This is a genomic window from Mucilaginibacter sp. P4_C11, assembly GCF_056402115.1.
Map to the genome: position 1 here is coordinate 30,393 of NZ_JBFUIA010000043.1, position 23,594 is coordinate 53,986.

Annotated in this window: 24 protein-coding genes; 10 read left to right on the forward strand and 14 right to left on the reverse strand. The window is 41.7% G+C overall.

The window, feature by feature from the left end:
- Positions 1 to 445: 445 nt before the first annotated feature.
- Positions 446 to 1,318: an Rpn family recombination-promoting nuclease/putative transposase gene (locus AC1DU2_RS27400; protein ID WP_477388436.1), complete on the reverse strand. Its 873-nt coding sequence runs from the start codon at positions 1,316 to 1,318 to the stop codon at positions 446 to 448.
- 243 nt (positions 1,319 to 1,561) lie between these two features.
- Here AC1DU2_RS27400 and AC1DU2_RS27405 point away from each other — a divergent pair, with 243 nt between their 5' ends.
- The 4 genes from AC1DU2_RS27405 (at position 1,562) to AC1DU2_RS27420 (ending at position 4,779) form a co-directional block, all read left to right on the forward strand.
- Positions 1,562 to 2,680, forward strand: a complete 1,119-nt coding sequence (locus AC1DU2_RS27405; protein ID WP_477388438.1) for a glycosyltransferase — start codon at positions 1,562 to 1,564, stop codon at positions 2,678 to 2,680.
- On the forward strand, positions 2,671 to 3,276 hold the full coding sequence (locus AC1DU2_RS27410) for an RNA polymerase sigma factor (protein WP_295713138.1): 606 nt from the start codon (positions 2,671 to 2,673) through the stop codon (positions 3,274 to 3,276). The genes AC1DU2_RS27405 and AC1DU2_RS27410 overlap by 10 nt, the downstream gene beginning before the upstream one ends.
- A complete protein-coding gene (rsmG, locus tag AC1DU2_RS27415) occupies positions 3,266 to 3,895 on the forward strand; it encodes a 16S rRNA (guanine(527)-N(7))-methyltransferase RsmG (RefSeq protein WP_477388440.1) in 630 nt (209 codons plus the stop codon). Before AC1DU2_RS27410 ends, rsmG begins: the two co-directional genes overlap by 11 nt.
- A gap of 98 nt (positions 3,896 to 3,993) precedes the next feature.
- Positions 3,994 to 4,779 carry a DNA-deoxyinosine glycosylase gene (locus AC1DU2_RS27420; RefSeq protein WP_477388442.1) on the forward strand — a complete coding sequence of 262 codons (786 nt, stop codon included), beginning with the start codon at positions 3,994 to 3,996 and terminating at the stop codon, positions 4,777 to 4,779.
- A 356-nt stretch (positions 4,780 to 5,135) separates the two neighbouring features.
- On the opposite strand, the gene AC1DU2_RS27425 is transcribed toward AC1DU2_RS27420, so the two are convergent.
- The 5 genes from AC1DU2_RS27425 to AC1DU2_RS27445 all read right to left on the reverse strand — a co-directional run bounded on the left by AC1DU2_RS27425 (position 5,136) and on the right by AC1DU2_RS27445 (position 10,472).
- Positions 5,136 to 5,261 carry a hypothetical protein gene (locus AC1DU2_RS27425; protein ID WP_477388444.1) on the reverse strand — a complete coding sequence of 42 codons (126 nt, stop codon included), beginning with the start codon at positions 5,259 to 5,261 and terminating at the stop codon, positions 5,136 to 5,138.
- Positions 5,262 to 5,942: 681 nt separating this feature from the next.
- Positions 5,943 to 6,185, reverse strand: a complete 243-nt coding sequence (locus tag AC1DU2_RS27430; protein ID WP_477365866.1) for a hypothetical protein — start codon at positions 6,183 to 6,185, stop codon at positions 5,943 to 5,945.
- Between the two features lie 309 nt (positions 6,186 to 6,494).
- Positions 6,495 to 8,192: a M56 family metallopeptidase gene (locus AC1DU2_RS27435; RefSeq protein WP_477388446.1), complete on the reverse strand. Its 1,698-nt coding sequence runs from the start codon at positions 8,190 to 8,192 to the stop codon at positions 6,495 to 6,497.
- A 7-nt stretch (positions 8,193 to 8,199) separates the two neighbouring features.
- Positions 8,200 to 10,095, reverse strand: a complete 1,896-nt coding sequence (locus tag AC1DU2_RS27440; RefSeq protein ID WP_477388448.1) for an energy transducer TonB — start codon at positions 10,093 to 10,095, stop codon at positions 8,200 to 8,202.
- Positions 10,092 to 10,472, reverse strand: coding sequence for a BlaI/MecI/CopY family transcriptional regulator (locus AC1DU2_RS27445; protein ID WP_147052154.1), 381 nt, complete (start codon positions 10,470 to 10,472; stop codon positions 10,092 to 10,094). Before AC1DU2_RS27445 ends, AC1DU2_RS27440 begins: the two co-directional genes overlap by 4 nt.
- A gap of 361 nt (positions 10,473 to 10,833) precedes the next feature.
- Between AC1DU2_RS27445 and dprA the strand changes: the two genes are divergently transcribed.
- Together dprA and AC1DU2_RS27455 are read left to right on the forward strand one after the other, a co-directional pair.
- On the forward strand, positions 10,834 to 11,931 hold the full coding sequence (gene dprA / locus AC1DU2_RS27450; protein WP_477388450.1) for a DNA-processing protein DprA: 1,098 nt from the start codon (positions 10,834 to 10,836) through the stop codon (positions 11,929 to 11,931).
- A gap of 168 nt (positions 11,932 to 12,099) precedes the next feature.
- Complete coding sequence (locus AC1DU2_RS27455; RefSeq protein WP_477388452.1) at positions 12,100 to 12,465, forward strand: DUF2200 domain-containing protein; 366 nt, start codon at positions 12,100 to 12,102, stop codon at positions 12,463 to 12,465.
- A 31-nt stretch (positions 12,466 to 12,496) separates the two neighbouring features.
- Here AC1DU2_RS27455 and AC1DU2_RS27460 read toward each other — a convergent pair whose 3' ends face one another.
- The 7 genes from AC1DU2_RS27460 to AC1DU2_RS27490 form a co-directional block, all read right to left on the reverse strand.
- Positions 12,497 to 12,973 carry a SixA phosphatase family protein gene (locus AC1DU2_RS27460; RefSeq protein ID WP_477388454.1) on the reverse strand — a complete coding sequence of 159 codons (477 nt, stop codon included), beginning with the start codon at positions 12,971 to 12,973 and terminating at the stop codon, positions 12,497 to 12,499.
- An 82-nt stretch (positions 12,974 to 13,055) separates the two neighbouring features.
- Positions 13,056 to 13,745, reverse strand: a complete 690-nt coding sequence (locus AC1DU2_RS27465; protein ID WP_477388456.1) for a porin family protein — start codon at positions 13,743 to 13,745, stop codon at positions 13,056 to 13,058.
- Between the two features lie 328 nt (positions 13,746 to 14,073).
- Positions 14,074 to 15,039, reverse strand: coding sequence for a glycosyltransferase family 9 protein (locus tag AC1DU2_RS27470; protein ID WP_477388458.1), 966 nt, complete (start codon positions 15,037 to 15,039; stop codon positions 14,074 to 14,076).
- Between the two features lie 12 nt (positions 15,040 to 15,051).
- On the reverse strand, positions 15,052 to 15,555 hold the full coding sequence (gene rfaE2 / locus AC1DU2_RS27475; RefSeq protein ID WP_477388460.1) for a D-glycero-beta-D-manno-heptose 1-phosphate adenylyltransferase: 504 nt from the start codon (positions 15,553 to 15,555) through the stop codon (positions 15,052 to 15,054).
- A 91-nt stretch (positions 15,556 to 15,646) separates the two neighbouring features.
- Positions 15,647 to 16,204, reverse strand: a complete 558-nt coding sequence (locus tag AC1DU2_RS27480) for a D-sedoheptulose 7-phosphate isomerase (protein ID WP_477365840.1) — start codon at positions 16,202 to 16,204, stop codon at positions 15,647 to 15,649.
- Between the two features lie 99 nt (positions 16,205 to 16,303).
- The gene (gene rfaE1 / locus AC1DU2_RS27485) at positions 16,304 to 17,287 is read right to left on the reverse strand and encodes a D-glycero-beta-D-manno-heptose-7-phosphate kinase (RefSeq protein WP_477388462.1); all 984 of its coding nucleotides are present in this window, start codon (positions 17,285 to 17,287) and stop codon (positions 16,304 to 16,306) included.
- A gap of 250 nt (positions 17,288 to 17,537) precedes the next feature.
- A complete protein-coding gene (locus AC1DU2_RS27490) occupies positions 17,538 to 19,220 on the reverse strand; it encodes a helix-hairpin-helix domain-containing protein (RefSeq protein WP_477388464.1) in 1,683 nt (560 codons plus the stop codon).
- Between the two features lie 245 nt (positions 19,221 to 19,465).
- On the opposite strand from AC1DU2_RS27490, the gene AC1DU2_RS27495 reads away from it, so the two are divergent.
- The 4 genes from AC1DU2_RS27495 (at position 19,466) to AC1DU2_RS27510 (ending at position 22,852) form a co-directional block, all read left to right on the forward strand.
- Complete coding sequence (locus tag AC1DU2_RS27495; RefSeq protein WP_477388466.1) at positions 19,466 to 20,047, forward strand: hypothetical protein; 582 nt, start codon at positions 19,466 to 19,468, stop codon at positions 20,045 to 20,047.
- Between the two features lie 19 nt (positions 20,048 to 20,066).
- Positions 20,067 to 20,816, forward strand: a complete 750-nt coding sequence (locus tag AC1DU2_RS27500) for an ankyrin repeat domain-containing protein (RefSeq protein ID WP_477388468.1) — start codon at positions 20,067 to 20,069, stop codon at positions 20,814 to 20,816.
- 64 nt (positions 20,817 to 20,880) lie between these two features.
- Complete coding sequence (locus AC1DU2_RS27505; protein WP_477388470.1) at positions 20,881 to 21,669, forward strand: carbon-nitrogen hydrolase family protein; 789 nt, start codon at positions 20,881 to 20,883, stop codon at positions 21,667 to 21,669.
- Positions 21,670 to 21,928: 259 nt separating this feature from the next.
- Entirely contained in the window at positions 21,929 to 22,852 is a 924-nt protein-coding gene (locus tag AC1DU2_RS27510; RefSeq protein WP_477388472.1) for a hypothetical protein, read from the forward strand.
- Between the two features lie 285 nt (positions 22,853 to 23,137).
- Here AC1DU2_RS27510 and AC1DU2_RS27515 read toward each other — a convergent pair whose 3' ends face one another.
- Positions 23,138 to 23,443, reverse strand: a complete 306-nt coding sequence (locus AC1DU2_RS27515; RefSeq protein WP_477388474.1) for a hypothetical protein — start codon at positions 23,441 to 23,443, stop codon at positions 23,138 to 23,140.
- Positions 23,444 to 23,594: the final 151 nt, after the last annotated feature.

Below are 23,594 nucleotides of genomic sequence, written 5' to 3' on the forward strand. Positions count from 1 at the left end.
CAGCAAAAAAAAGCCTTATCCAGGCCCTTTTCAAAGAAGAGGGGTCGGCGATAAAAAAAGAATTATTTATGCAGATGGAAACTAAAAAATAGATGGCATTTTATTATGTTAAGTTGGAGTAACCAATACGCTAATTTAGGATGTTTTACCTGAAGTTGAGAAGGTCTTTTAGGACAGCAATTTGATAATGATGCTGGTGGGACTCTTAGCTTTTTAACTATCGGTAAGGTAACCAGTACATTTTCTGGAATAGGTGAAGCAAGGGCAGACGTGTCAATCCCCACCCGGTATCTTAGAGAAATACTTATATCTTTAATTAATTAATTTGCAATAGCTTACAAGTAATTTAAGTAAGTTTCTTCAGGCTTTTATGGGTTTCTCAAAATATATGGGTTTCACAGACGCTCTGCCTTTTATAATCTAAAAAAGGATGACCGACGCTTGCCTAAAGCTTTTCTATTTCTTCAACAGAAAGTTTAGTAAACTTTGAGATTTGGGCAAGCGGCAGACCATCCTTTTTCATTTCGCGTGCAATATCCAGGGCCTTTTTATACTCGCCTTTTTCAATACCTTCCTGCCGGGCATAATCTACCACATTCTTATTATCCCATTTGTATTTTAAGCTGCTATCATACATTGTTTTTTCCTCCTTTGTCAGGTTTGTATATTCTGCAATACTGAACAATTTCTCAAATATGGGCTTCCGAAGATAAACCGGAATTTTTTCCATCCGGCTCATGTTTTTTAATACGTAAAGCCATCTATCCAAATCGGTGTCTAAATCGATATCCTCTTTTACAAATTTACCTAATTCTATGTACGTATAACCTAGTTTATCGTAAAAAATTTCACCGGTATCCCTGTTGCACAGGCAAATGTCATGCAGGTAGCTATTTTCCGGACTATCTTGCAATGTAAAATCTTCTAACAAAGCTATTAAATATACTTCGGCTATGTTGTAACCCCAGGCGTTTCGTTTGCCTTTTGGTGCCTGGTCGCTGATGAGTCGGGAAGTATAAAATAAAGCCCTTTCTTTAAAATACCCTTGTTTTGCCCGTTGCACCTCAATTATAAAATGTTCACCGTTATCTCCCGTGCAAAGCAGATCGAATATAGCCGATCCTTCGTCTTTTAAATCGCCGGTGTGTTCGTTTTTATTGTAAACCAGGTCAACAATATGCTTCCGCCCCCTGAATACTTCATTTAAAAAAGCGGTCAGCAAGTCTTTATTAGGTTCACTGCCGAATATTTTTTTAAAAGCGAAATCAACTAAAAGGTCAATGTATTTACCCGTAACAGGCGGTTTATTGTTTGGCATAGTCAAATATAAAGGTTTATTCCTTATCTACACCCATGATGGAAATAGCCCGCGCCGGGCAAAAGTAAGCGATATAAAAGCCCTATGACGCTATCGGGGGCAACTTATCAACATAAATCCCTTTAAGCCAAACAGTGTGGAAAACTACCGCTTGTTCGATCGGGTGCCGATACCAAATTTAACCCGATTAAGCCCTTGTAATTCGTGTAATTTTAACAACTTTGCCTGATTATTTTTGGCTCATTGGAAACTTATATACAAATAGTACTTTTTCTACTTTTTCAGCTCTGTTTTATTGTTCAGCTGTACTACCTGGTAAGTAGCCATATTAGCCTTGCCGGTTACAAATCCCATGAGGAGTTGCCAACGGTGTTAATACCGGTTTCGGTAATTATTGCTGCCCGTAACGAGGCGCAAAACCTGCAGGAAAACCTGCCGTCGATACTGGAACAAAACTATCCCGACTTTGAAGTTGTGGTGATAAACGATTGCTCATACGATGCATCTGACGAGGTTTTGGAGGATATGCAGCGCCGGTACCCCAACCTTAAAGTAGTTACCATTACCGAGCATGACCGCTTTAAAACCGGCAAAAAGTTCGCGCTTACACTGGGCATAAAGGCCTCAAAAAACGAATATTTGTTATTTACCGATGCCGATTGTAAACCCGTATCGGCAAATTGGATAACCCGCATGGTAGCCAATTTTGGCGGCGGGGCTCAAATAGTTTTAGGCTACTCTCCCTTTTATAAAACCAGGAGTTTTTTAAATTGGTTTACCAGGTACGAGTCGGTAAAGGCGGCCACAAACTACCTGTCATGTGCATTAAACGGCGATGCTTATATGGGTGTTGGGCGCAACCTGGCCTATACCAAAACTTTGTTTTTTAGCGAAAAGGGCTTTGCGTCGCACATGCATGTACTATCCGGCGATGACGATTTATTTGTAAACCAGCACGCCACGCCCCATAATACCGCTATTGAAATACACCCGGATACATTTATGTACACTGCGGCAAAATCAACGCTATCCTCATGGTACAGGCAAAAAAAAAGGCATGCAGGCGTAGGTAAATTATATAAGAGAAGACACCGTAAAATGCTTATTTTTGATGGCGTTAGCGGCTTTTTGTTTTATATGCTGCTTATATTATGCCTGGTTTGTAAATTCGAACCTCTGTTGGCATTAGGTTTGTTGCTTTTTAGACTGATTATCCAATTATTAATCTATAATAAGGTTTTCAAGAAGCTGGATGGCAAAGATCTGATTTGGTATTTACCATTTTTTGATATCATATATTATATGTATTTAATTGGATTTGGATTAGTTGGGCTACTTTTAAAAACCACCCAATGGAAATAAACGCAAATTTTACCGAAAACGCCAAGAATGATTTTCACCTGGTAGTGAGGGCCCGTACGGGCGATCAAAAGGCGTATGCCGACCTGATGCACCGTTATAAGGATTCCATTTATTTTATGGTACTTAAAATGGTGAACAATAAAGAGGACGCCATGGACCTTACCGTAGAGACCTTTGCCAAAGCATTTGAAAAGCTGGAAAAATACCAGCCCGATTATGCTTTCAGCACCTGGCTTTTTAGGGTAGCAACTAATAATTGTATTGATTTTATCCGTAAAAAGAAACTCAATACCCAATCTATCCACGGCATGACGGATGAGGATGGCGACGAAAAGCCGTTGCAAATTAAAGCCGATGTATTAAACCCGGAAGAAACGTCCATTAAAAAGCAGCAAACCCAGGAACTGAAATTGCTGATAGAAAGCCTGCCGCCGCGCTACCGTAACCTCATTACCCTGCGTTATTTTGATGAGCTATCCTATGAAGAAATAGCACAACAGCTTGATTTGCCATTAGGTACGGTAAAGGCGCAATTGTTTAGGGCCAGGTACCTGCTTGGCAACATCATCAACCGTTTTAACAGGGATGACATCTGATATCGTTTTTAAATATTTTCCCGAACTAACAGCGCAGCAACGTGCCCAGGTTGAGCAGCTGCCCGAATTATATAACACCTGGAACAGCCAGATCAACGTGATATCCCGCAAGGATATTGATTTGCTGTTTGAACGACATGTTTTACACTCCATGGGTATTGCCAAAGTAATGCCTTTTTTGCCCGGCGAAAGTGTGCTTGACGTAGGCACTGGCGGTGGTTTTCCGGGCATTCCGCTGGCTATATTATTCCCCCAAACTTCTTTCCATTTGGTTGATTCTATCGGCAAAAAAATAAAAGTTGTGCAGGAAGTTGCCAAAGCACTGGGCCTTACCAATGTAAAGGCTACCCATGCCCGCGCCGAAGAAATTGACGAGAATTTTGACTTTGTAGTATCGCGCGCGGTAACCCAGTTAAAAGATTTTTACCCCTGGGTGCGCAGCAAATTCAAAAAGCAATCGGGCAATAAACTGCCTAACGGCATCCTGTATTTAAAAGGCGGCGACCTTGACCAGGAGATCAAAGAATCGGGCCTTAAAGTGCAGCAATATCACCTTAAAGATTATTTTACCGAAGAGTTTTTTGAAACTAAACAGGTGATTTATGTGAAGGGGAAGTAGCGAAATTCAAAATTTAAAAGTCAAAAATCAAAATCTCAGCTGTACAAGGTTGTTATGTTAATCTCCGACGGCGAAATTCCAATAGATAACCGAAAGACATGGACAGAAGAAAAACTTTTACTCAAACCGAAGTTGAGCAAATCAAAAAGCTGATAACAGAAAAACTTCGTGCTACACCTGACCAACAAAAAAGAATAAGAGCCGAAATTCGGAAGATTGGATTTCACTTTTCTGACTTTAGCCCAAAAAAGGATGGATATAATGTCGCAGACTTTGAGACTATAATTCGTTCAGGTGCAATTAAAGTGATAGGAGACGATGTTCAACCGGTATTTTCGACAGAAACTTCAAAACAGGGCGGTAAGCAGGTTGCCAAAAGCATTAAAGACGATATTTTAATTCAGTACAGCAAAAAATCTTTTGAGCCACTTATTGGCGAAGAAACGGAGATTCTAATTTTAGGAACTATGCCCGGCGAGCGTTCTCTTGCTGCTGGCGAATATTATAATCATTCAGGGAATCGCTTTTGGAAAATCATTGCTAAAATTACCAATGGCAAGATGCCAACTTCTTATGAAGAGAAAAAGAATTTATTGATTAAACAAAAAATTGGCCTTTGGGACATTGCAAAAATGGCAGATAGAGAAGGGAGTTTGGATGCAAATATGTTCAACGAAATTCCAAACGACCTCGATAAACTATTGAATGACCATCCGAAAATTAGAGTTATCGGACTCAATGGGGGTAAAGCAGTGAATTTATTTGACAAGCATTTTAATAAAAGACCACACATTGTTTATTACAACTTGTCGAGCACAAGTGGAGCAAACACATCAATAACTTTGGAAATGAGTTGTAACCAATGGAGAAAAATTCTACGGTAGAGTTTGGGACGGGATTGTTTGACTTTTATTGATTTAAGTAAAAAAACTACTCCGCTGGGGCTGATTGCTTAATAATCTCGCTAATAAACAATGTGTTTTTGCTTATTAGCGAGAAATTTAGAAAGAACTAAACGTCTAATTCAATTTATGTAATGAATAGGTTATGTGATAGTGTATTGCTTTGAAGCATTCATCTAACGTTTCTTTTATTAGTCCTCCAATAAAATAATCTGATGGAGAATGATTATGATACTTCATAACATATCCATGCACAAGTAACTCTTCGCAAGTGGATAATTTTTCGCGAAGTAGTCCAAGACATAGTTCACCCTCATTAGCACTAAAAGGTTTACTTGTTAAAATATATATAAATTCAGGAAGCTGGAGAAACTAATATCCAAACGACCATTTTTAAAGGCACCTATAACGGCGCCTTTTTTATCACAACTTTTTGATGTGATGGTTACATTGATTGAGGTCATGATACAAATTATTTTATTGAAATTTTTGAGTACGGCAAAAAGAATAGTAATATCAAATGTTTTTACTTGAAGTAAGTATCACATTAAAATTGTTGTAAAAATATTTAGCTGTTAAATAGGAAAACCTCTTAATTGAGGTAGAATAGTATCAATGGCTTTATTATCAATAAGTTGATAAAGTCATATAAATAGTAATAGAAGCACAAGTGGCTTTATGAAGTCCGTTAATTGGGATTATTCAGAAACATTATCAGTAGTATCAAAAGAAGCAACAAGAACACAACTACCTCCGGTGACTTTAATATAGGGTGTGTGTATTAGTGAAAGGTAAGAAAAGATTCAAAAAGTCAAATTAAATTGTTTTAATAATTTTAGGCCGAGACAATGGCTTATAAATCTATTTCCACAGATTTGAATATCAGAAACGGGGTTTGGTTAATTTACCGCTGCTGTTCTGAGGCTTCGAACATCAGCAACTTTTCACGTTAGCGATTGCAGCGGATACCAGCCTCGCGCCTAAGGCCTGTGTAGTATAAGCGTAAAGCGCGGCCCACACTTCTACCGGTGGGGGCAACGCCATATTTAAGTCAAAAGTTAGAAGTCAAAATTCAAAAAAGTGCATAGCAAGCTTATTCGGGATGTTTTCCCGGTTGATGGGAGGAACAGTTCACTTGATTTTGCTCAAATCAAGTGATCGTGGTGTTGGTTATCAGTTCGCGATGCGGCGAAGAATATTAAACCAATTACAAACAGCGCACCGCCGGCAAACACTGGTAGTTTAAATGTCCAGCTGCCATTGGGGCCGGTAACAATTTCTTTACTGCCGCCGCTATCAACAGCATTTGATGTTTTTTTGTAAAAAAAGTTGCTGGTAATAAACAGCGCAATACCCAAAATGGCTACAATAATTCCAAACTTTTTCATGATGATTAAATTTAAATGATATACCCAATCGGTATTTTAGGCACTGTATATCAACTGAGTAGTATATCAAATTTAATAAGTTTAAACGGTAAGTGTATACTTTATTTAATTATTATTTAAGCAGATGTAAAAGGCAGGGATACGCTTGAGTTGATTGTTGGTTTTAGCTATTCTGTAATCAGGAAATCATACAGCGGGGGATTGCTAAAAAGTAGAAGTGCTTTACACAGAAAAATGCCGAAGCGGGTTTTACCGTTCAGCAATTTTTGACCTATTGGGTTCGAGGGTAATTAGTTTGTTTCCTGATGGCTAATTTGCCTCCGGTGTGGCCTCAGCGGGGGACACAGCTGGAGTTGGTTTCGGATAGAAGATTACCGACATTGGTTTTAACTTCAATTTAGCAAACTTTAACCCTGTAACTTTAGGGCTCAGGCTTGTTGATACCGGTTTCAACTTCAAAGTTTTAGCAGGTTTTGGTGATAGTGGCTGTGTGCCGGGCTGAGGCGCTACAGGCATTCCAACTGTATCTTTTGAGTAAACAGGCGGTACTGGCGGCGGCGGCGGCATTCTGTTTATATCTCCTGATCCAACCGGAGGCACCGGTGGTGGCGGCGGCATTTTGTTGATATCTCGTGACACAACCGGAGGCGCAGGCGGGGGAGGAGGTGGCGTCCTGTTTACATCTGCTCCTCCAGCCGGTGGGGTGGGCGGCGGCGGGGGCGGCATGCGCAGGTGTTTAGTCCCATGTTTTGGTGGTGCAGGTGGTGGCGGCGGTGGCATTCTGTCCATGTCTGGCTGCGCGCCGGGTGGCATGGGCGGCGGTGGCGGAAGTTTAGGGTAGATCATCATTTTAGGAAACGAATAACCATATTTTTCCTTCAGCATGGCCAGTTCTGTTGGTTTTGCCTTGCTTTTGTAAAACTCCTTTTGATCGCCGTTTTTATCGGTAATAATTACCCTGAAATCGGTTTTATTATTAATAAGGTAGCCGGTTTCATCATAAGCATAGCCTTTTGATGTAGTGGCCCTTGTTCTCATCTTGCGGTTAGATGTATCGGCTGTGGCTGTTTTAGGCGCTGTAAGGGTTGGCTTTGCGGTTTTTGGCGCCAGGTCAATAAAGGCATAATTTTTACTGAACGCCAATGTTGATGCGCAAAGCATCCCCGCACATATGGGTACGGCCACCAGGTATTTTAGCCTTGCTAAATTGCCCGAACGTTGTTGGTTTAACATAATGATCCTCTTTTTTAACAAATTATAATTGAAAAATGAATGCGTGATTGACGAGCCATTGAGCCCGTAAGCATTGTTGACCAGGAACGACGAGTAGGCCAGTGCATCTGTTTCATGCGCTGCGGTTTGCTCATCGGCAATATACTCGTGTACGGTTTTAAGGCTTATTTGCAACAGGTAAATGATGGGATTAAACCAGTTTACGATTTTAATAACCTCGATAAAAACAATATCAAACGAGTGTTTTTGGCGGATGTGTACCAGCTCGTGCCGGATAATAATGTCGCTGGCGCAGGTTTTTGTGCCGATAAAGAGGTAGTTAAAAAATGAAAAGGCTGTATCTGCATCTTCAATATCTATCAGCTTGTACTTATTATCAACAAGCCTTTTACCTGATGTAGTTAGGTTTACCAGTTTAAACAATTTGATAACCAGTAATAAAGCTAATACCCATATGCCAACAATATAAACAGCCCATAAAGCATTATCCCAGGTAATGTAATCAGCTGCATTCTCCTGCACGGTGGCTGAACCGGCTGCCATTATGGTTAGCGCCGGGTTTGTACCGGCGGCAAGTGTGATTTCCTGAACCTTTTCTGCTGGTTTTAACGCACCTACCTGCATAACAGGCAGTACGAACGACAGCACACAACTTAGCAACAAGTATACCCGGTTAAGTGTATAATGGGTCTCCTTTTTCAGGAACAGGCAGTAGCCGCCATAAAATACAGCCAGGTAAATATTTGCCTCCAGGAGATAATGCAGCCAGTTCATAGTGCTTTTATTTAGTTTGTGAAGGATAAGCAACTATCACAACTTCATTTAAACTAACCGCAGTTGAAAAGCCCGCGGATTGTTTGATAGGTTTATCAGCGGTATTCGCTTCTGGTAAATGGGAAACCACCACCTGATTGCTGCCTTTATAATCAACCACCTGAAATAACGTAGGGATTGAATAATGCCCGTTTTTTAAATCAAGTGTACCGTCATATGCCTTAATAGCACGTAAAAGCTCCCCGTCCATCACCGGTTCTACACCCCTTACAATTTGAGGATCGGTGATTTTGCCATCAACCACATCAAAGGCTGCAATTACCCTGCCGCCGATTTTCTTATCGCGGTCGATAGCAGGATATCGGACGTTCCTGGCTACATATTTGCAAAAAACATCGGTTGTTGTGCGGATTGATGTATCGGTCTGCATACTAACCGGTGGTGCAGGCGGCGGTGGAGGGGGGAGTTTGGTGGCATCTTTAATTTCAACCGGGGCAGCAGGCAGATTTGCAGCTTTTTTATCTGCTTTATACGGTGCCATTACAGGATATTTGTTGGCCCCAAAAACCATCATATTAAAATCGTACCCAGGTGCTGTTAGCTCTGCGGCAACGGGCGTTTTTACAAACTTGTAATAGTCGGTGCAAAAATAAACTATCATTTTATGTGAGCCTGCTGTTTCGTTAACCACGCCATTATATGCGTTCAGGGCCTGTAAAACTTCATTGTTAAATTCGGCAGGGCCGTTTTTGGTGATTTTGATATCTGTAATTTTATGATTGGCCTTAACATTAAAGCTTACACCAACCAATCCGGCTTTGCCGCTTTTTAACGCCTCATTAGGATAAACTATGGTTTTATTCAGATAATTGAAAAGGTCGACGTAAGTATCCTTAACAACTATCGGTGGAGGCGGAGGCTGCAGGCGCGTGTCGTTTTGTTGCAATTTTACCTTGGGTATACTATCTGCCAGGGTGGGTAAAGCTGGTTGATGGTGCCCGGGCGCAAGGTCAATCAGCGCGTAATTTTTGCTGAAGGCAAGGGTTGATGCACAAAGCATCCCTGCGCAAATAGGCACAGCCACCAGGTATTTTAGCCTTGCTAAGTTCCCCGAACGTTTTTGGTTTAACATAATGATTCTCTTTTTTAGTAGATTATAATTGAAAAATGAATGTGTAATGGATGAGCCGTTTATGCCATAAGCATTATCAACCAAAAACGACGAGTAGGTGATGGCATCGGTTTCATGCGCGGCAGTTTGCTCGTCGGCAATATATTCGTGAACGGTTTTAAGGCTTATCTGCACAAGGTAAATGATGGGATTAAACCAGTTGATGATCCTCAGTATCTCCATGAAAATAATATCGGCCGAGTGTTTTTGTTTGATATGTACCAGCTCGTGCCGGATGATGGTATCGCTGCCGTTTATTTTTGTGCCGATAAACAAGTAATTGAAAAATGAAAAAGCAGTGTTTGAACTTTCGATACCTACCAACTTGTATTTATCATTCAGTATGGTGTTACCCCTGGTGGTCATTTTAATGAGTTTTCCAATTTTGATAAGCAGTAGCAAGGCCATTACCGTCATGCCTGTTATATACAGGTATAAAATGGCATCCTGCATGGTAAAATGGCTTACCAGTGGCCGGTAGTTTACCAGGGCCGGTGCCGTGTTATTGTGGCTGTTGGCGGCAATGGTTATATAGGTGTGTTGGGCGCTTTCGGCAGCGGGTTTAAGTGCGCTTACCTGTATCAATGGTAAAATAAATGCCATAGTGCAGCTTAACAACAAGTATACCCGGTTAAGGGTATAGTGCGTTTCTGTATTTAAAAACAGGCAATAAAAGGCGTAAAAAACGGCCAGGTATATGTTTGCTTCCAGTAAGTAGTGTAGCCAGTTCATGATTGTTTTTTGCTTTTAAGGTTATCAATCAGTGAGGTTAATTCGTCCAGTTCTTTTACGCTGATCTTCTTTTCGTCTACAATAAACGATACCAGGCTTTGGTACGAATTGCTGAAATAGTTTTTCATCATCTTATCAAACGTGAACTTTTTATACTGGTCATCGCTGATAAGCGGGAAGTAAACGTGCGAGTTGCCATAGGCCTTATGGTCGATAAAACCTTTGCCTTCCAGTACACGCACCACGGTTGATACGGTATTGTAAGCTGGCTTAGGATCGGGCATTTGCTCAATGATATCTTTTACAATAGCTTCCTTTAACTGCCACAGAATCTGCATAATCTGTTCCTCGGCTTTGGTTAGTTCTTTAACATTCATAGTAAACTATTTTTATAGTTAGATAAAGGTATAACTATTTTTATAGTTTGCAAACTATTTTTATAGTTTTTTATTTTTTAATTTGAAGATTTGAAAATGAATTAGCGGATGTGCAGATGTCTGAACCTGAATTTTTAGAATTAATTGAATTAGTCGAATTTTGAAATTCTGAAAATTCGACTAATTCGGTGAATTCAGGTTCAGACAACATCTGCACATTTGGAATCTGAAATCTGCACATCTGAAATTAATATTTGCTAATATTTTTAGGATTTGTATATTCGTGGCATCGATAGCGGGTTTTAATTTGCATATCTGCACATTTGAAATTTGCACATCTGTACTTAATCTGCACATATAAATGACCACATTGCACGGCGCCGCTTTATCATTTGTTAAAAACTTAGGCCCTGTTGCGGCTAAATCATTGATGGCCTATTTAGGCAGCGCCGATCARGTTTTTAAAACATCGCCCTCAAAAATGGCTACCATACCCGGTATTGGCGAAAAACGGGCAAGCCAATGGGATTTTGATGAAGCTTTGCGCCTGGCCGAAAAGGAGTTAGAATTTGCCGCTAAACAAGGCATCGAACTGATATTTTATACCGATGCCCGGTATCCAAGACGGTTAAAAAATTGTGGCGATTCGCCTATACTATTATATAGTAAGGGTAAAATGGAACTTAACATGCCCAAAGTGATCAGTATAGTTGGCACCCGCAACGCTACAGATTATGGCAAACAATTATGCAGGCAACTGATAGAGGAATTACAGCAATACAACGTTTTGATAGCCAGTGGTCTTGCCCTCGGCATTGATGTGGCTGCCCATAAAGAGTGCCTGCGGCTGAATGTGCCAACGGTAGGAGTGTTGGGCCACGGCCTCGATAGGATGTACCCCAGCCAAAACCGTGCAACTGCCGATAAAATGTTGGAGAACGGTGGCTTGCTTACCGAATACCCATCCGGCACTATCCCCGACAGGGAAAACTTCCCGCAGCGAAACCGCATTGTTGCCGGCATGGCCGATGCCACAGTAGTAATTGAGGCAGGCCTTAAGGGCGGTGCACTTATAACCGCCGAAATTGCCAACTCCTACAACCGGGATGTTTTTGCATTCCCCGGCAGGCTGGATGATGTGTACTCCGAAGGGTGTAACTTTTTGATCCGCAACAATAAAGCCGCACTGCTTACCTGCATGGCCGACCTGGCCTTTAGCCTTGGCTGGGAAAAGGACGAAAACCTGAAACCCACCGAACAGTTTATGCTGCCGCTGGATTTAACCAAAGACGAGAGCCTGATATTTGATATTTTACAACAACATAAAGCCCCGTTGGCTATTGACGAACTTACCATAAAGGCCAATATGCCCATGAGCTCGCTGGCCATGAACCTGCTCAACATGGAAATGCAGGGCTATATCCGCAGTTTACCGGGGAAGACTTATAGGGTGAATTGAGCGTTTAGGTTATACGTGGGACGTTATACGTTATACGTTTTTTATTTATAGTACAAATCGACGTACAACTTATAACGTTCAACGTAGAACTTCTTCATCATTTCGGCGAATAGAAAAAAGTTTATGGATATTTTTGGTATAAAGAAGATAAGTCGCTTGATATAAGATATGAACAAGATCGATATACACAATGAGCGTATTGCAAAAATGAGCTTTGCCTCGGTTTACCCTTTGTATTTGGCAAAGGTGGAGAAGAAAGGTAGAACAAAGGAAGAATTAGATCAGGTTATAGCTTGGCTAACTGGCTTTAATAACGACAAACTAAAAGACCTGATTGAAAAAAAAGCGACTTTTGAAGCCTTCTTTCAGGTGGCTTCGCTAAATCCAAATGCACACCTCATTACCGGAGTAATCTGCGGGTATCGTGTGGAGGAAATCGAGAATCCTTTGACGCAGCAAGTTAGATATTTAGATAAGCTGGTGGATGAGTTAGCGAAAGGAAGGAAGATGGAGAAGATATTACGGAACCCTTAAGGCTCTCACTTCCACCGAATATACACTCGGATCATCCCTTCGGCGAATCAAAAAAAGTTAAATGGCCGTCTTCGCCGCTGATTGATTCCCAGGTGTCGTTATCAAAAGTGATGAGTGCTACGGCGCAGGTTGGCAAATCGCGGTATTGGCCGGTAAGGTAATATAATACCTGGCTGATGCCGGGGTTATGGCCTACAACAGCAATAAAATCATACTCATTGGGCAGGCCGTTAATCACTTTTACCCAGGTGTATTCGTTAGCTTCGTAAATTCTTTTATCGGTACCGGCATTGGACAGCTGCATTTGTGCGGTAAAAATATCGGCTGTGGTTTGCGTACGGAGGGCCGGACTGGTTACTATTATTTGCGGTATAATGGATTGTCCTTTTAATATCGATGCCATGAGTAAGGCATCCTCCTTACCCACTTGTTTTAATGGTCGGTCAAAATCAACATAGCCACTTTCATGGGTGGCTTTTGCATGGCGGATAAGCAACAATTTTTTCATCACAAAACGAATTTACTGGATTTCTACTTTTATTTATTAAAGTATTGAGGTTGTTTTTTGTTTGACGTTTGGCTGCGGAAAATTATAAAAAAACGAAACCAATTGAGGCACCGAAAACATGGTTTTTGAATTTGTTGCCAGCCTGGTCTGGTGCCACGTTTGATAGGCCCAGGTCGTAATTGAGGTTGAAGAGCAGGCCGCCCTTCAGTTTGATACCCGCGATGGCACCGGCGCCATACTCGTCAGATCGGATATCGCCATTATCGCCAAAGGTGATTTTATTGCTGCTGGAAATGGCTGTATGTACTCCATTATTATTGTTATCTGCCGATAGATTTTTGCGCCCGTAAACCCCAATACCCACAAAAGGGCCCGCGCCAATATAAAATTCGCCTACCACAAAAGGTACATGGTAAACTATATTAACGGGCACCTGCACATAATATAAATTATACTTTGTACCAACCTGGCTTACAGAACCATTTGGAAGCTGACCGGTTGGTCCATCAAATTTACCACCTTTGCCGGTAAAATTAACGGCGGGTTGTAATGAGAAATGCCCCAGTTTAACATCCACAAAAACACCAACATTAAAAGATGTAACCGCTTTTGACCGGGCGTAAATATCAGAGCCTGCAACCATATTTGCCGGGGTACCGGATGAGCTCATGGTAGCAAAATTTACGCCTCCCTTTATACCGATTGATGGCAGCTGCGCAAAGGCGACTAATGACGAGCAAGATAAAAACAGGGCAAGGAAAGTTTTTTTCATGTAGCGGCAATGGTTTACAGGTTAAAACAAATGTATAAATAATACTAAATAAAAAATTAGGATAGATGGTCGGGGAAATCGCTTTTAAAAGTTGATCCTGAAGAAAGGTAGCTCCTAAGGAGCAAAAAGGGTTGAACTATTCGTTTTCTACAAACATGTAGCCTCTACGAGGCAGCTTAAAAGTGTATTATTTTGTAAAGGTCAACCGTCTGTAGCTGAAAAAGTTCAAAAGCGATTTCCCTGGGTAGATGGTTGCTTTTCAGCCGTATTTTTATTCAATCCATCAAAATATGAAGCCTGTGGATATTACAGTTACTGACGATAGAGTTTACCGGTTTATAAAATCAATAATACCATCATCAGGCATATCATTCATGCATTTAAAATGCCCCAGCGGGCATTTCTCCAGCCCGAATTTTGAGCATGGGCGGCAATCAAGTTCAATGCCGGCAACCAGCACATCTTTAACCATATAGGGTTGCACGCCCAGTAGCTCGGGCACGGTGCCGCCCCAAACAGATACAATAGGTTTGTTAAAAGCTTCGGCAATGTGGGTAAGGCCGGTATCAAAACCTATGATGGTTTCGGCCTTGGATACCAGGTAAACCGATTCATCCAGCGAGGTGAGCCCGCAGGCATTATAAATATGAGTATCAATGGCTGTGGCGATAATATCGCCATTGGCTTTAACATCGTTACCGCCCAATAGCACAACCGGCAATTTAAGCCGACTGCAAATACTGATTATTTTTTCATTAGGCATACGCTTGGTGAAATGCGTGGCACCTATTACAAAGGCGATATAGCCGTTTTGATGAGATGGAGGGAGTAGTTTGCTTAGCTGATGCTCTGCTTTTATGTAGTAGTCAATCGGCTTTCCGTCGTTGATAACGCCCAGGGGCTTTGCGGCTTCCAGGTACCTATCGACCAGGTGTGTAGGGGCGATAAGCTTCAGTTTAAACTTTAAGCTGAGCCATTTCCTTATAGGTTGCTTTTTGTAGGTGGTGGCTTTTATACCCGTGCGCAGTTTAATAATGGCGGTGCGCAGGTTGTTGTGTAAATCTACAATGTGATCGTACTTTTCGGCCTTAATCTCGTTAATCGTGTCTGAAAGTGAAGGTTTTAGCAGCAGTAGTTTATCAACATAAGGATTATTGTCGTAAATGTACTTAAACCCCGGTTTGGTTAAAAAATGCACCTCGGCATCGGGCACCTGCTTTTTAATACAACGTACAACGGGTGTTGTATATATAATATCACCCATCGAACTAAAGCGGATTACCAGTATCTTCATGTTGCTGCCTTATCAGGAAATTTGGCTCCTGATTTTGTTGATTATCGAAGTTGAGGAATAGCCTTCCACAAAATTAATGGTTTTAACCTCGCCGCCGTTGGCTATCACTTCTTTTGCTCCAACTATATTCTCTACCGAATAATCGGCACCTTTTACCAAATAGTCGGGCAGCAGGGTGCTGATTAAATTTAGCGGTGTATCCTCTTCAAAAACTACTATCGCATCTACAAAAAACAAAGCTGCTAATATCGCTGCACGGCTATTCTGGTCGTTAACCGGCCTGCTTTCGCCCTTGATGCGCCTTACCGAGCTATCGGCATTAAGCCCGATAATCAGTTTATCGCCCAGTTCGGCAGCTTTGGCCAGGTAGGTGATGTGGCCAATATGCAGTAAATCAAACACGCCATTGGTAAATACCACCTTTTGTCCTTCACTTTGCCAACTTTGTACCAGGCTTTTAAGCGATGTCAGGTCATTGATTTTGCCGGTAAGTGTTTTTTCGAGGTCGATTCTCATGATGTTACTTTGGGGTAGAGACACGTATTTGTGTCTCCGTATGCAAATATGAATGTTTGGCAGGAGACGTAAATATGCGTCTCTACATTTTTTAATCAAACAAGTTATCAACCGCCTGGCACATAATATGACCTATCAGGATATGCATTTCCTGGATGCGGGCTGTAGTGTTTGATGGTACCACGATGTTTAAATCGCAGGCTCCGTTCATTTTACCGCCGTCCCGGCCAGATAATCCTAAACTTTTGCAGCCATATTGAGCAGCCGTTTCAAATGCGTTTAAAATTCCCTGGCTGTTGCCACTGGTAGATATGCCTATAAACAAATCGCCGGGCTTGGCAAAGGCTTCAACCTGGCGCGCAAATACCCTATCGTAATGGTAATCATTGGCAATGGCCGTCATTGCTGATGTATCTACTGTTAAAGCTATCCCTGGTAATGCTTTCCGTTCCTTTACAAAACGACCGGTTAATTCGGCTGCCAGGTGTTGTGCATCTGCCGCGCTGCCGCCATTACCTGCAAATAAAACTTTATTGCCGTTTTTGACAGTCGTGGTAATCATCTCACAGGCAGTTTCAATATCGCTTTGCAGTGTATCAATAACCAGTTTTATCGTGTTTTGATGATCTATAAGTTCTTTTAAAACCATTTTATAGTTTTGAATTGTTAATTTTTTAGTTTTCGGATATTCTTATTTGGTTCTAAAAAATCCTTTCGCTTTTAGCTTTCTGCTTATAGCTTTAAGCCTTCAGCTTCTTTCCATGTCTTTAATAATCTCGTCGATGGTTGTTGTGGCGCTGCCTACGTGGCGTATCACTATTGCTGCCGCATGGTTTGCTAATTCACAAGCTTCTTCAACAGACAGGCCCGAGGCAATAAAATAAGCCATGGTTGCTAAAACCGTATCGCCTGCACCGGTTACGTCAAACACTTCGGTTGCTTTTACAGGCAACGCTGTATACTTTGATTGGCTTAGTATTACCATTCCTTCTTCGGATAAGGTAACTACTATATACTCGGTGCCTGTTTGGTCAAAGATAACATTTGATGCTTCTTGCAGGCTTTCGATAGAATTTATCTTTTCTACTTTAGCCGCTTCGGCCAGTTCCTTGCGGTTTGGTTTGATAATAAATGCACCTTTATACTTTTCGTAATTGAGCCCCTTGGGGTCAATTACTACTTTTTTACCGTATTTGGTGGCCTGGATGATAACCCGCTGAGTTAATGATGGTGAAAAAAGACCTTTGTTGTAATCGGACAATATTACCATATCCGCCTGTTCAATATAACTGCCTAATTTATCAATCAGCTCATCTTCAATAGCTGCAGAAACGGTATCCGTTACTTCCCTATCTACCCTCACCAATTGGTGACTGCCCGCCAATACCCTGGTTTTAACCGTAGTAGGGCGGCTGCTATCCTTGATAATACCAAGGGTTTGTACGCCTTCGTTAGCCAGGATATCAAATACCTGTGTAGCTGCCGTATCATCGCCAATTACACCTGCCACAGAAACGCCCGCGCCAAGGGATACCAGGTTTTGCACTACATTGCCTGCACCGCCAAGGGTGTAGGTTTCTTTTTTAACATTTACAATAGGCACGGGCGCCTCTGGCGAAAGCCTTGTGGCACCACCTATTATATAATGGTCAACCATCAAATCTCCTATAACGAGTATTTGTGGTTTTGCACCTGATGATTGTATAGCGTGTACTTTATCTTTTAAGTTCATTAGTTCACTGGTTCATTTCGCTGCGCTTGTCATTGGTCATTATCGCTGCGCTGTCATTAGTCATTATCGCTGCGCTTGTCATTAGTCATTTCGCTGCGCTTGTCATTGGTCATTCGCTGCGCTGTCATTGGTCATTTCGCTGCGCTGTCATTAGTCATTATCGCTGCGCTTGTCATTGGTCATTTCGCTTCGATGTCATTAGTCATTTCGCTGCGCTGTCAATTGGCGTTTTACCTTTTACCTTTCGCCTTTACCTTTCACCATTTCTCTTCTTTTCAAATACCTTGCTAATCTCCGGTAATGATAACGCGTTTAAGCACATTTCCTTATACAGACCTCCTTTGCGGGCTGCTAAAATACCATAATGCATGTCCAGGTGGCCTTCCAGGCGGTGGGCATCGGGGTTTATGGATAGCATAACACCTTTTTGCAGCGCGTATTGGTGCCAGCGCCAGTCAAGATCAAGCCTTAGCGGGTTGGCATTTATTTCAATTATCACATTGTTGGCGGCACAGGCGTCAATTACTTTTTTATAATCAATAGGGTAACCTTTACGGCTTAACAGCAACCTGCCTGTAGGGTGGCCCAGTATGGTGGTGTAAGGGTTTTCAATGGCAGTTATCAGCCTTGATGTAGCTTTGGCCTCGTCCATTTTTAATATGGAGTGTACCGACGCCACGATGAAATCGAATTTTTTCAAGATCTCATCCGGGTAATCCAATGCGCCATCGTACAAAATGTCCGATTCGATACCTTTAAATATATGAAAGCCATCCAGCTTTTTGTTCAGGTGGTCAATTTCTTCCTGTTGTTGCAGCACGCGTTCAATGGTCAGCCCCTTTGCATAAAAAGCGCTTTTACTGTGGTCGCACATGCCCAGGTATTCCAGCTTCAGGGTATCCCGGCAGTAAAGGGCCATTTCTTCCACGGTGTTTACGCCATCGCTCCAGGTACTGTGGTTATGCAGGCTGCCTTTTAAATCGTGCCAGTTTATAAGTGTTGGCAGCGTGTTTGTTTCGGCCTTTTCAATAAACATGGTTCCTTCGCGCAGTTCGGGCTGCATCCAGGCCAGGCCTGCTTTGGTATATATGAGTTCTTCAGTCTCGGGTTGCTGAAGCGGAGTATTAATGCGATCTAAAACAGCCTGTACATGATCATCAGTGCCGGTATTTTTAAAAAGCTCTAAATAATAATCACCTTTTTCTACACAAACAATATCAACCAGTAAGCCATTCTTCAGCTCGCCCGAAATATGATTTTCGTTCTGCGCCACATTTTGTAATATTTCCGATGCTAAAAAAGCATCATAGGCAATCTGCTGATCTATACTGCCAATAACAATTACAAGTTCGGTAATGATATCATTCAGCCTCCTGAACTCGCCTGCAAAATGTTTCAATGCGCCGGGGAATACAGCTTTCACTGCGTCCATCAGTTCGTTAGCTTCTTTTTCGACCTGGGCAAACAGGAATTTGCCGTTGCTGGCCATCCTGAACTCGATTGCTTTACGGATTTCTTCCTGTGTTTTCAGTCCGAAACCTTTGGCCTCAATCAGGCGGTTTTCGTTACAGGCGTAAAAAAGTTCTCCTGTGTTTTCAATCCCAAGCTCCTTCCATATAATAGCCACTTTTTTTGGGCCGATGCCCTTAATGTGCATCATCTCTACCACGCCTTCGGGTGTTTGGGCAAGCATTTCTTCCATTTCGGCCATGGTGCCGGTTTCCAGGAGCTCGATGATTTTGCCGGCAATGCTTTTGCCAACGCCGTCAACCTTTTCCAGTTCGGCCAGTGTTTTACCGGCAATAGGGAAGGGGAGCTTATCAACTTTAAAAGCAGCATTAGCTATCGACTTAATTTTAAACGGGTTAACCTCATGCAATTCCATGAGTGGCGATAGTAAACGAAGTTTGCGGGCTATGGGTTTATTTTCCATAATTAAATTGAGCGGCAAAAATACAAAAAGCCATTGTAAAGACAGTGTTGTGTGATGGTTTGTTTTGCAGATGTGCAGATTTCAGATTTCAAATGTGCAGATGATTGAAGGTTAAAATAAAGTTCTGGGGCCTTTATCCAAATTTGTGTGAATTAGACTTTTAGAATGAACAATATCAAAACGAAACTTATGAAGTTTTTTAAACTTCGTAAATTTGATAGTAAGTTGCTAAAGTAATCAATACCATGATCCACATAAACCAGGACGAATTTCAAAAAAAACTTTTGCTTACACAGGTTTATTGTGATATGAAACTCAACACCGAAGGTAAACCGGCAGGTGAGATATTGAGAAGTATTAACCCCGTAATTAATGGAAAAGCTATTTTTTCTTTCAGACGAGTAAGGTTCTTCGGTAACTCTGAAGAAGAAACAAGGGTAATTTGGAATATAGATCCCACAAAAAACGGGAATGAAATAATTTATGATAAATTGTTTCAACTGCAATTGGCGCACAAAATGCAAGCCGTTAGCATTTTGAATTCAAATGAAGTATATCAGGGTGAAATAGTAGTTGCAGAGGTAGATTGTGTAATAGTCGACGGATTTTCGGAGAAGGAATCACTTGGCATAATAGATAAACGCGATTGTCCGCCCATTGATACCTGGTTTTACATGGCCAGGAATAATTGGGGGCGAATATTGTATGCGTGGATACCTCGAAAATTTGTTCCGCTTGTTAAGGCCGCAACGGAAGTTAATACACTATCTACTGTTGTATGGCTTGATGAGTTTATAAAAGACGGCAGGGATAAATTGTTATTGTAAACGTTAAAACCAAAGAATTATGCCCGATTACAACCAAATCCTTTACGCCACCGAAGTGCATTCCGTTGAAGGAATTAAGCAATATTTTATTGATGGAGGAAGCCCAAACGACGTTCATGATGGCGTGCCGCTTTTTACCACCATGGTCGAGATGTATTACCGCAGCCCCAAATTTAAAGATTGTATCCGGGCGTTTATTGATGCCGGTTTGGAGTTTGAAGACCAGTCGCTTTTGGCTGTGCTGGCGCATGATGTTGAAAAGTTAAAATCGTGCATTATTAATGATCCACAAATTATAACAAAAACATACGCGATACACCATAATACCTATACGCCACTTACCGGCGCAACTTTGATGCATTACTGCGCCGAATATAATAGCCTTGCCTGTGCCGAAGTGCTGTTGCAATACGGTGCCGATGTTAATGCCAAAGCTGCCCTTGACCAATACGGTTTTGGCGGCCATACACCAATATTCCATACGGTAAATCAAAATGGCAATAGCTCAATTGATATGCTCCACCTCCTGCTGCAAAATGGTGCCGATTTATCAATCACTGTTAAAGGCCTTATTTGGGGTAAAGGGTATGAGTGGGAAACGCTGATGCCAGCTGTTAACCCGTTAAGTTACGCCATGATGGGCTCGTTACCCCAGGTTCACCGTAAAGAGGCGACTGTAATGGAAATAGTAAGCTTGTTGTTGAAACACGCGTACGGAATTGATTACTTACCAAATAATGTACCCAATGCTTATTTAAAAAGGGGATAGGCTTACTTAAAGGTATAACGTACACATTATTGGATTTGCTAATTTTAAGATATAATTTAGAAAGATGAAAATTGCTATAGCTTCGCCACCAATGCCGGCATCTATTAAAGAGGGTTTGCAACAGGCCGAATTTTTGATCCAGGAAGCTGCAAATCAACAGGCAGAGATCATCTGTTTTCCCGAATCTTATATCCCCGGTTACCCTGCTGAAGAATTTGGGGTAGAGGCAAGTTCCCCCGAAAAAATGCGTGTGGCTTTAGCAGAAGTATGCGCCATGGCGGCAACAAATTCAATAACTATTATAATGCCCATGGATTGGTATACCATTGGCGGTGTTTTAAACATAGCCCATGTAATATCAAAAACAGGCGAGGTGTTGGGTTATCAAACCAAAAACCAGTTAGATCCTACTGAAGATAACATCTGGATCCCCGGAACCGAGCGCCAAATTTTTGAAGTAAATGGCGTTAAATTTGGTATCACCATATGTCACGAAGGTTTCCGCTACCCCGAATCGGTACGGTGGGCAGCCCGCAATGATGCTAAAATAGTATTTCACCCGCATTGTACAGGCAGTAATATGCAGGGCGTTGAGCTTACGGAATGGGGCAGCAAGGACAATCCATATTATGAAAAGGCCATTATGCTAAGGGCAATGGAAAATACCATCTATTTCGCCAGTTCGAACTACGCATTTAAATATCCCGATTCGGCCAGCTGTATTATTGCACCGGATGGTACATGCGTAGCTCACGAAATTTATGGTAAAATAGGGGTGATTGTTGCCGACATTGATCCTGATTTAGCTACAGGCTTGTTGGCCAGGAGGTTTAAACCACAACTCTACATTTAAGTATACTGTCTTCCTGTATATAATATTGCACTATGGTCAATAGTGTTTTCGTTGCCCCAAAAAGCCTTTTGGTAATTCTACCTAAAAAGGCAAGCACTTATACGCGATGTAAAACAGGTAATAATACGTTCGCGTTTGCGTGAATCTCCTGATAGATTTTTTTCGGCGCCTGCCGACTTTAGCCCTTGATTAAACAATAAAGAAATTTTGTTTCAATCAGCATAAGTTTATTTATTAAAAATCTCTAAAATCTATCCAAATGAAAAAGATCTATTTATTACAGTTACTGGCGGTTGTTGTATTGGCAATAACTTCTTGCGGTAAAGACGGAGCAGTAGGCCCTGCCGGGCCTGCCGGTTCACAAGGTACAACCGGTGCTGCCGGAGCAGTAGGCGCAACCGGTGCCGATGGAACCAAAATTTACTCGGGCACTACTGCCCCTGCGGCAACGCTCGGTATCAATGGCGATTTTTACATCAATACCGCAACAAGTGGCTTTTATGGTCCCAAAACCGCCGCTGGCTGGGGTTCGCCTTTTAGCTTAAAGGGAGCAATAGGCGCAACCGGCGCGACTGGTGCGGCCGGGGCCGATGGTTCAACCATTAAAAGCGGCAATGTTGCACCCGGTGCAGCAGTAGGTGCCGATGGCGACTATTATTTGAACACTGCTACCTACTTATTTTACGGGCCCAAAATTGGCGGTACATGGCCGGCCCCAATTAACCTGAAAGGGCCAAAAGGCGATCCCGGTACTGCAAATGTTATTTACTCTGATTGGTTTACACCGCCATCGTATGTAAAAACAACCGTTTTTAGCACAAGCACCTTTACATACAATGTTGTTGAACCCAAAATAACCCAGGATATATTAGATAAAGGCGTTGTGGTGGTTTATGCCAAGTTGAATGGCTACAACCCCGTGATCTGGCCAACAGACCAGGTGTCGCCATTGCCTGTTGTAGTTAATTACTTAAGCGGTACAACCCCCGAAATTGATATCTGGTCGGGCCTTTATACATTGGGTAATGTGCAAATCAGCATGAAAAATAACAACAACGTTTATGGCAGTATTTCAAATGCCCATAGTTACAGGTATGTGATTATACCTGGCGGAGTACACATAGCTGCCGTCAAATTGAAAAACTATAATGAATTGAAAGCGGCGTTGCATATTCAGGATTAATTATTAGCCTGCTGTAAATAATATTGAACAAACAATGTCGGGTATAATTACTGAGGCATTGTTTGTTTTTTGCATTTAAAAAAGGAAGATCATAAGGTAAAGGCAAATGGTTTTAACATGTTTATCAAATTACTAAAGATACCTCTTGAATACAGTTCTGTGCATCTTGTCTTCCGGCCAAATCTCTATCCTATAAAAATCATCGCCGGCATCTCCAACTACCGACTCAAGGTTTGACGAATATACTCTTACGCTATAAGTACCTGGGTGCACCCTGATTTCTAATTAAACAGCAGAGGTTGGGCAATAGAGTATTTGTATAATCCCCGATTTTACTACCAAGCCTCCTTCCACAACATGATCAAAGTCACTTAAATCTAACGATGTATTTTTGGTATCTACTAATTCTAATTCGCCTTTTATTGGTCCGTAACATTCGGTACTGACCCCTAACACGCCATCTTCAATTGCAAGCCTATCATCAAAAGCTTCCGCTGTCCAAAAATTATCAGATGCAGTATCGCCCTCAGAACCTTTGTCAAAAATATAGAATTGATTATGCGATGTATAGAAATTAAGATGATGGACCATTATAGATTTAATTGTTTACTAAAATAAGAAGAGGCCGTATCATAAATCAAATGATGCGGTCTTTTTATTTTACGGCGGATAAATCGATTTCAAGTAGTTTTTTGATGTTGATTTCGAACTAACGAATATTCTTGATTAAGAACGAGTGAAA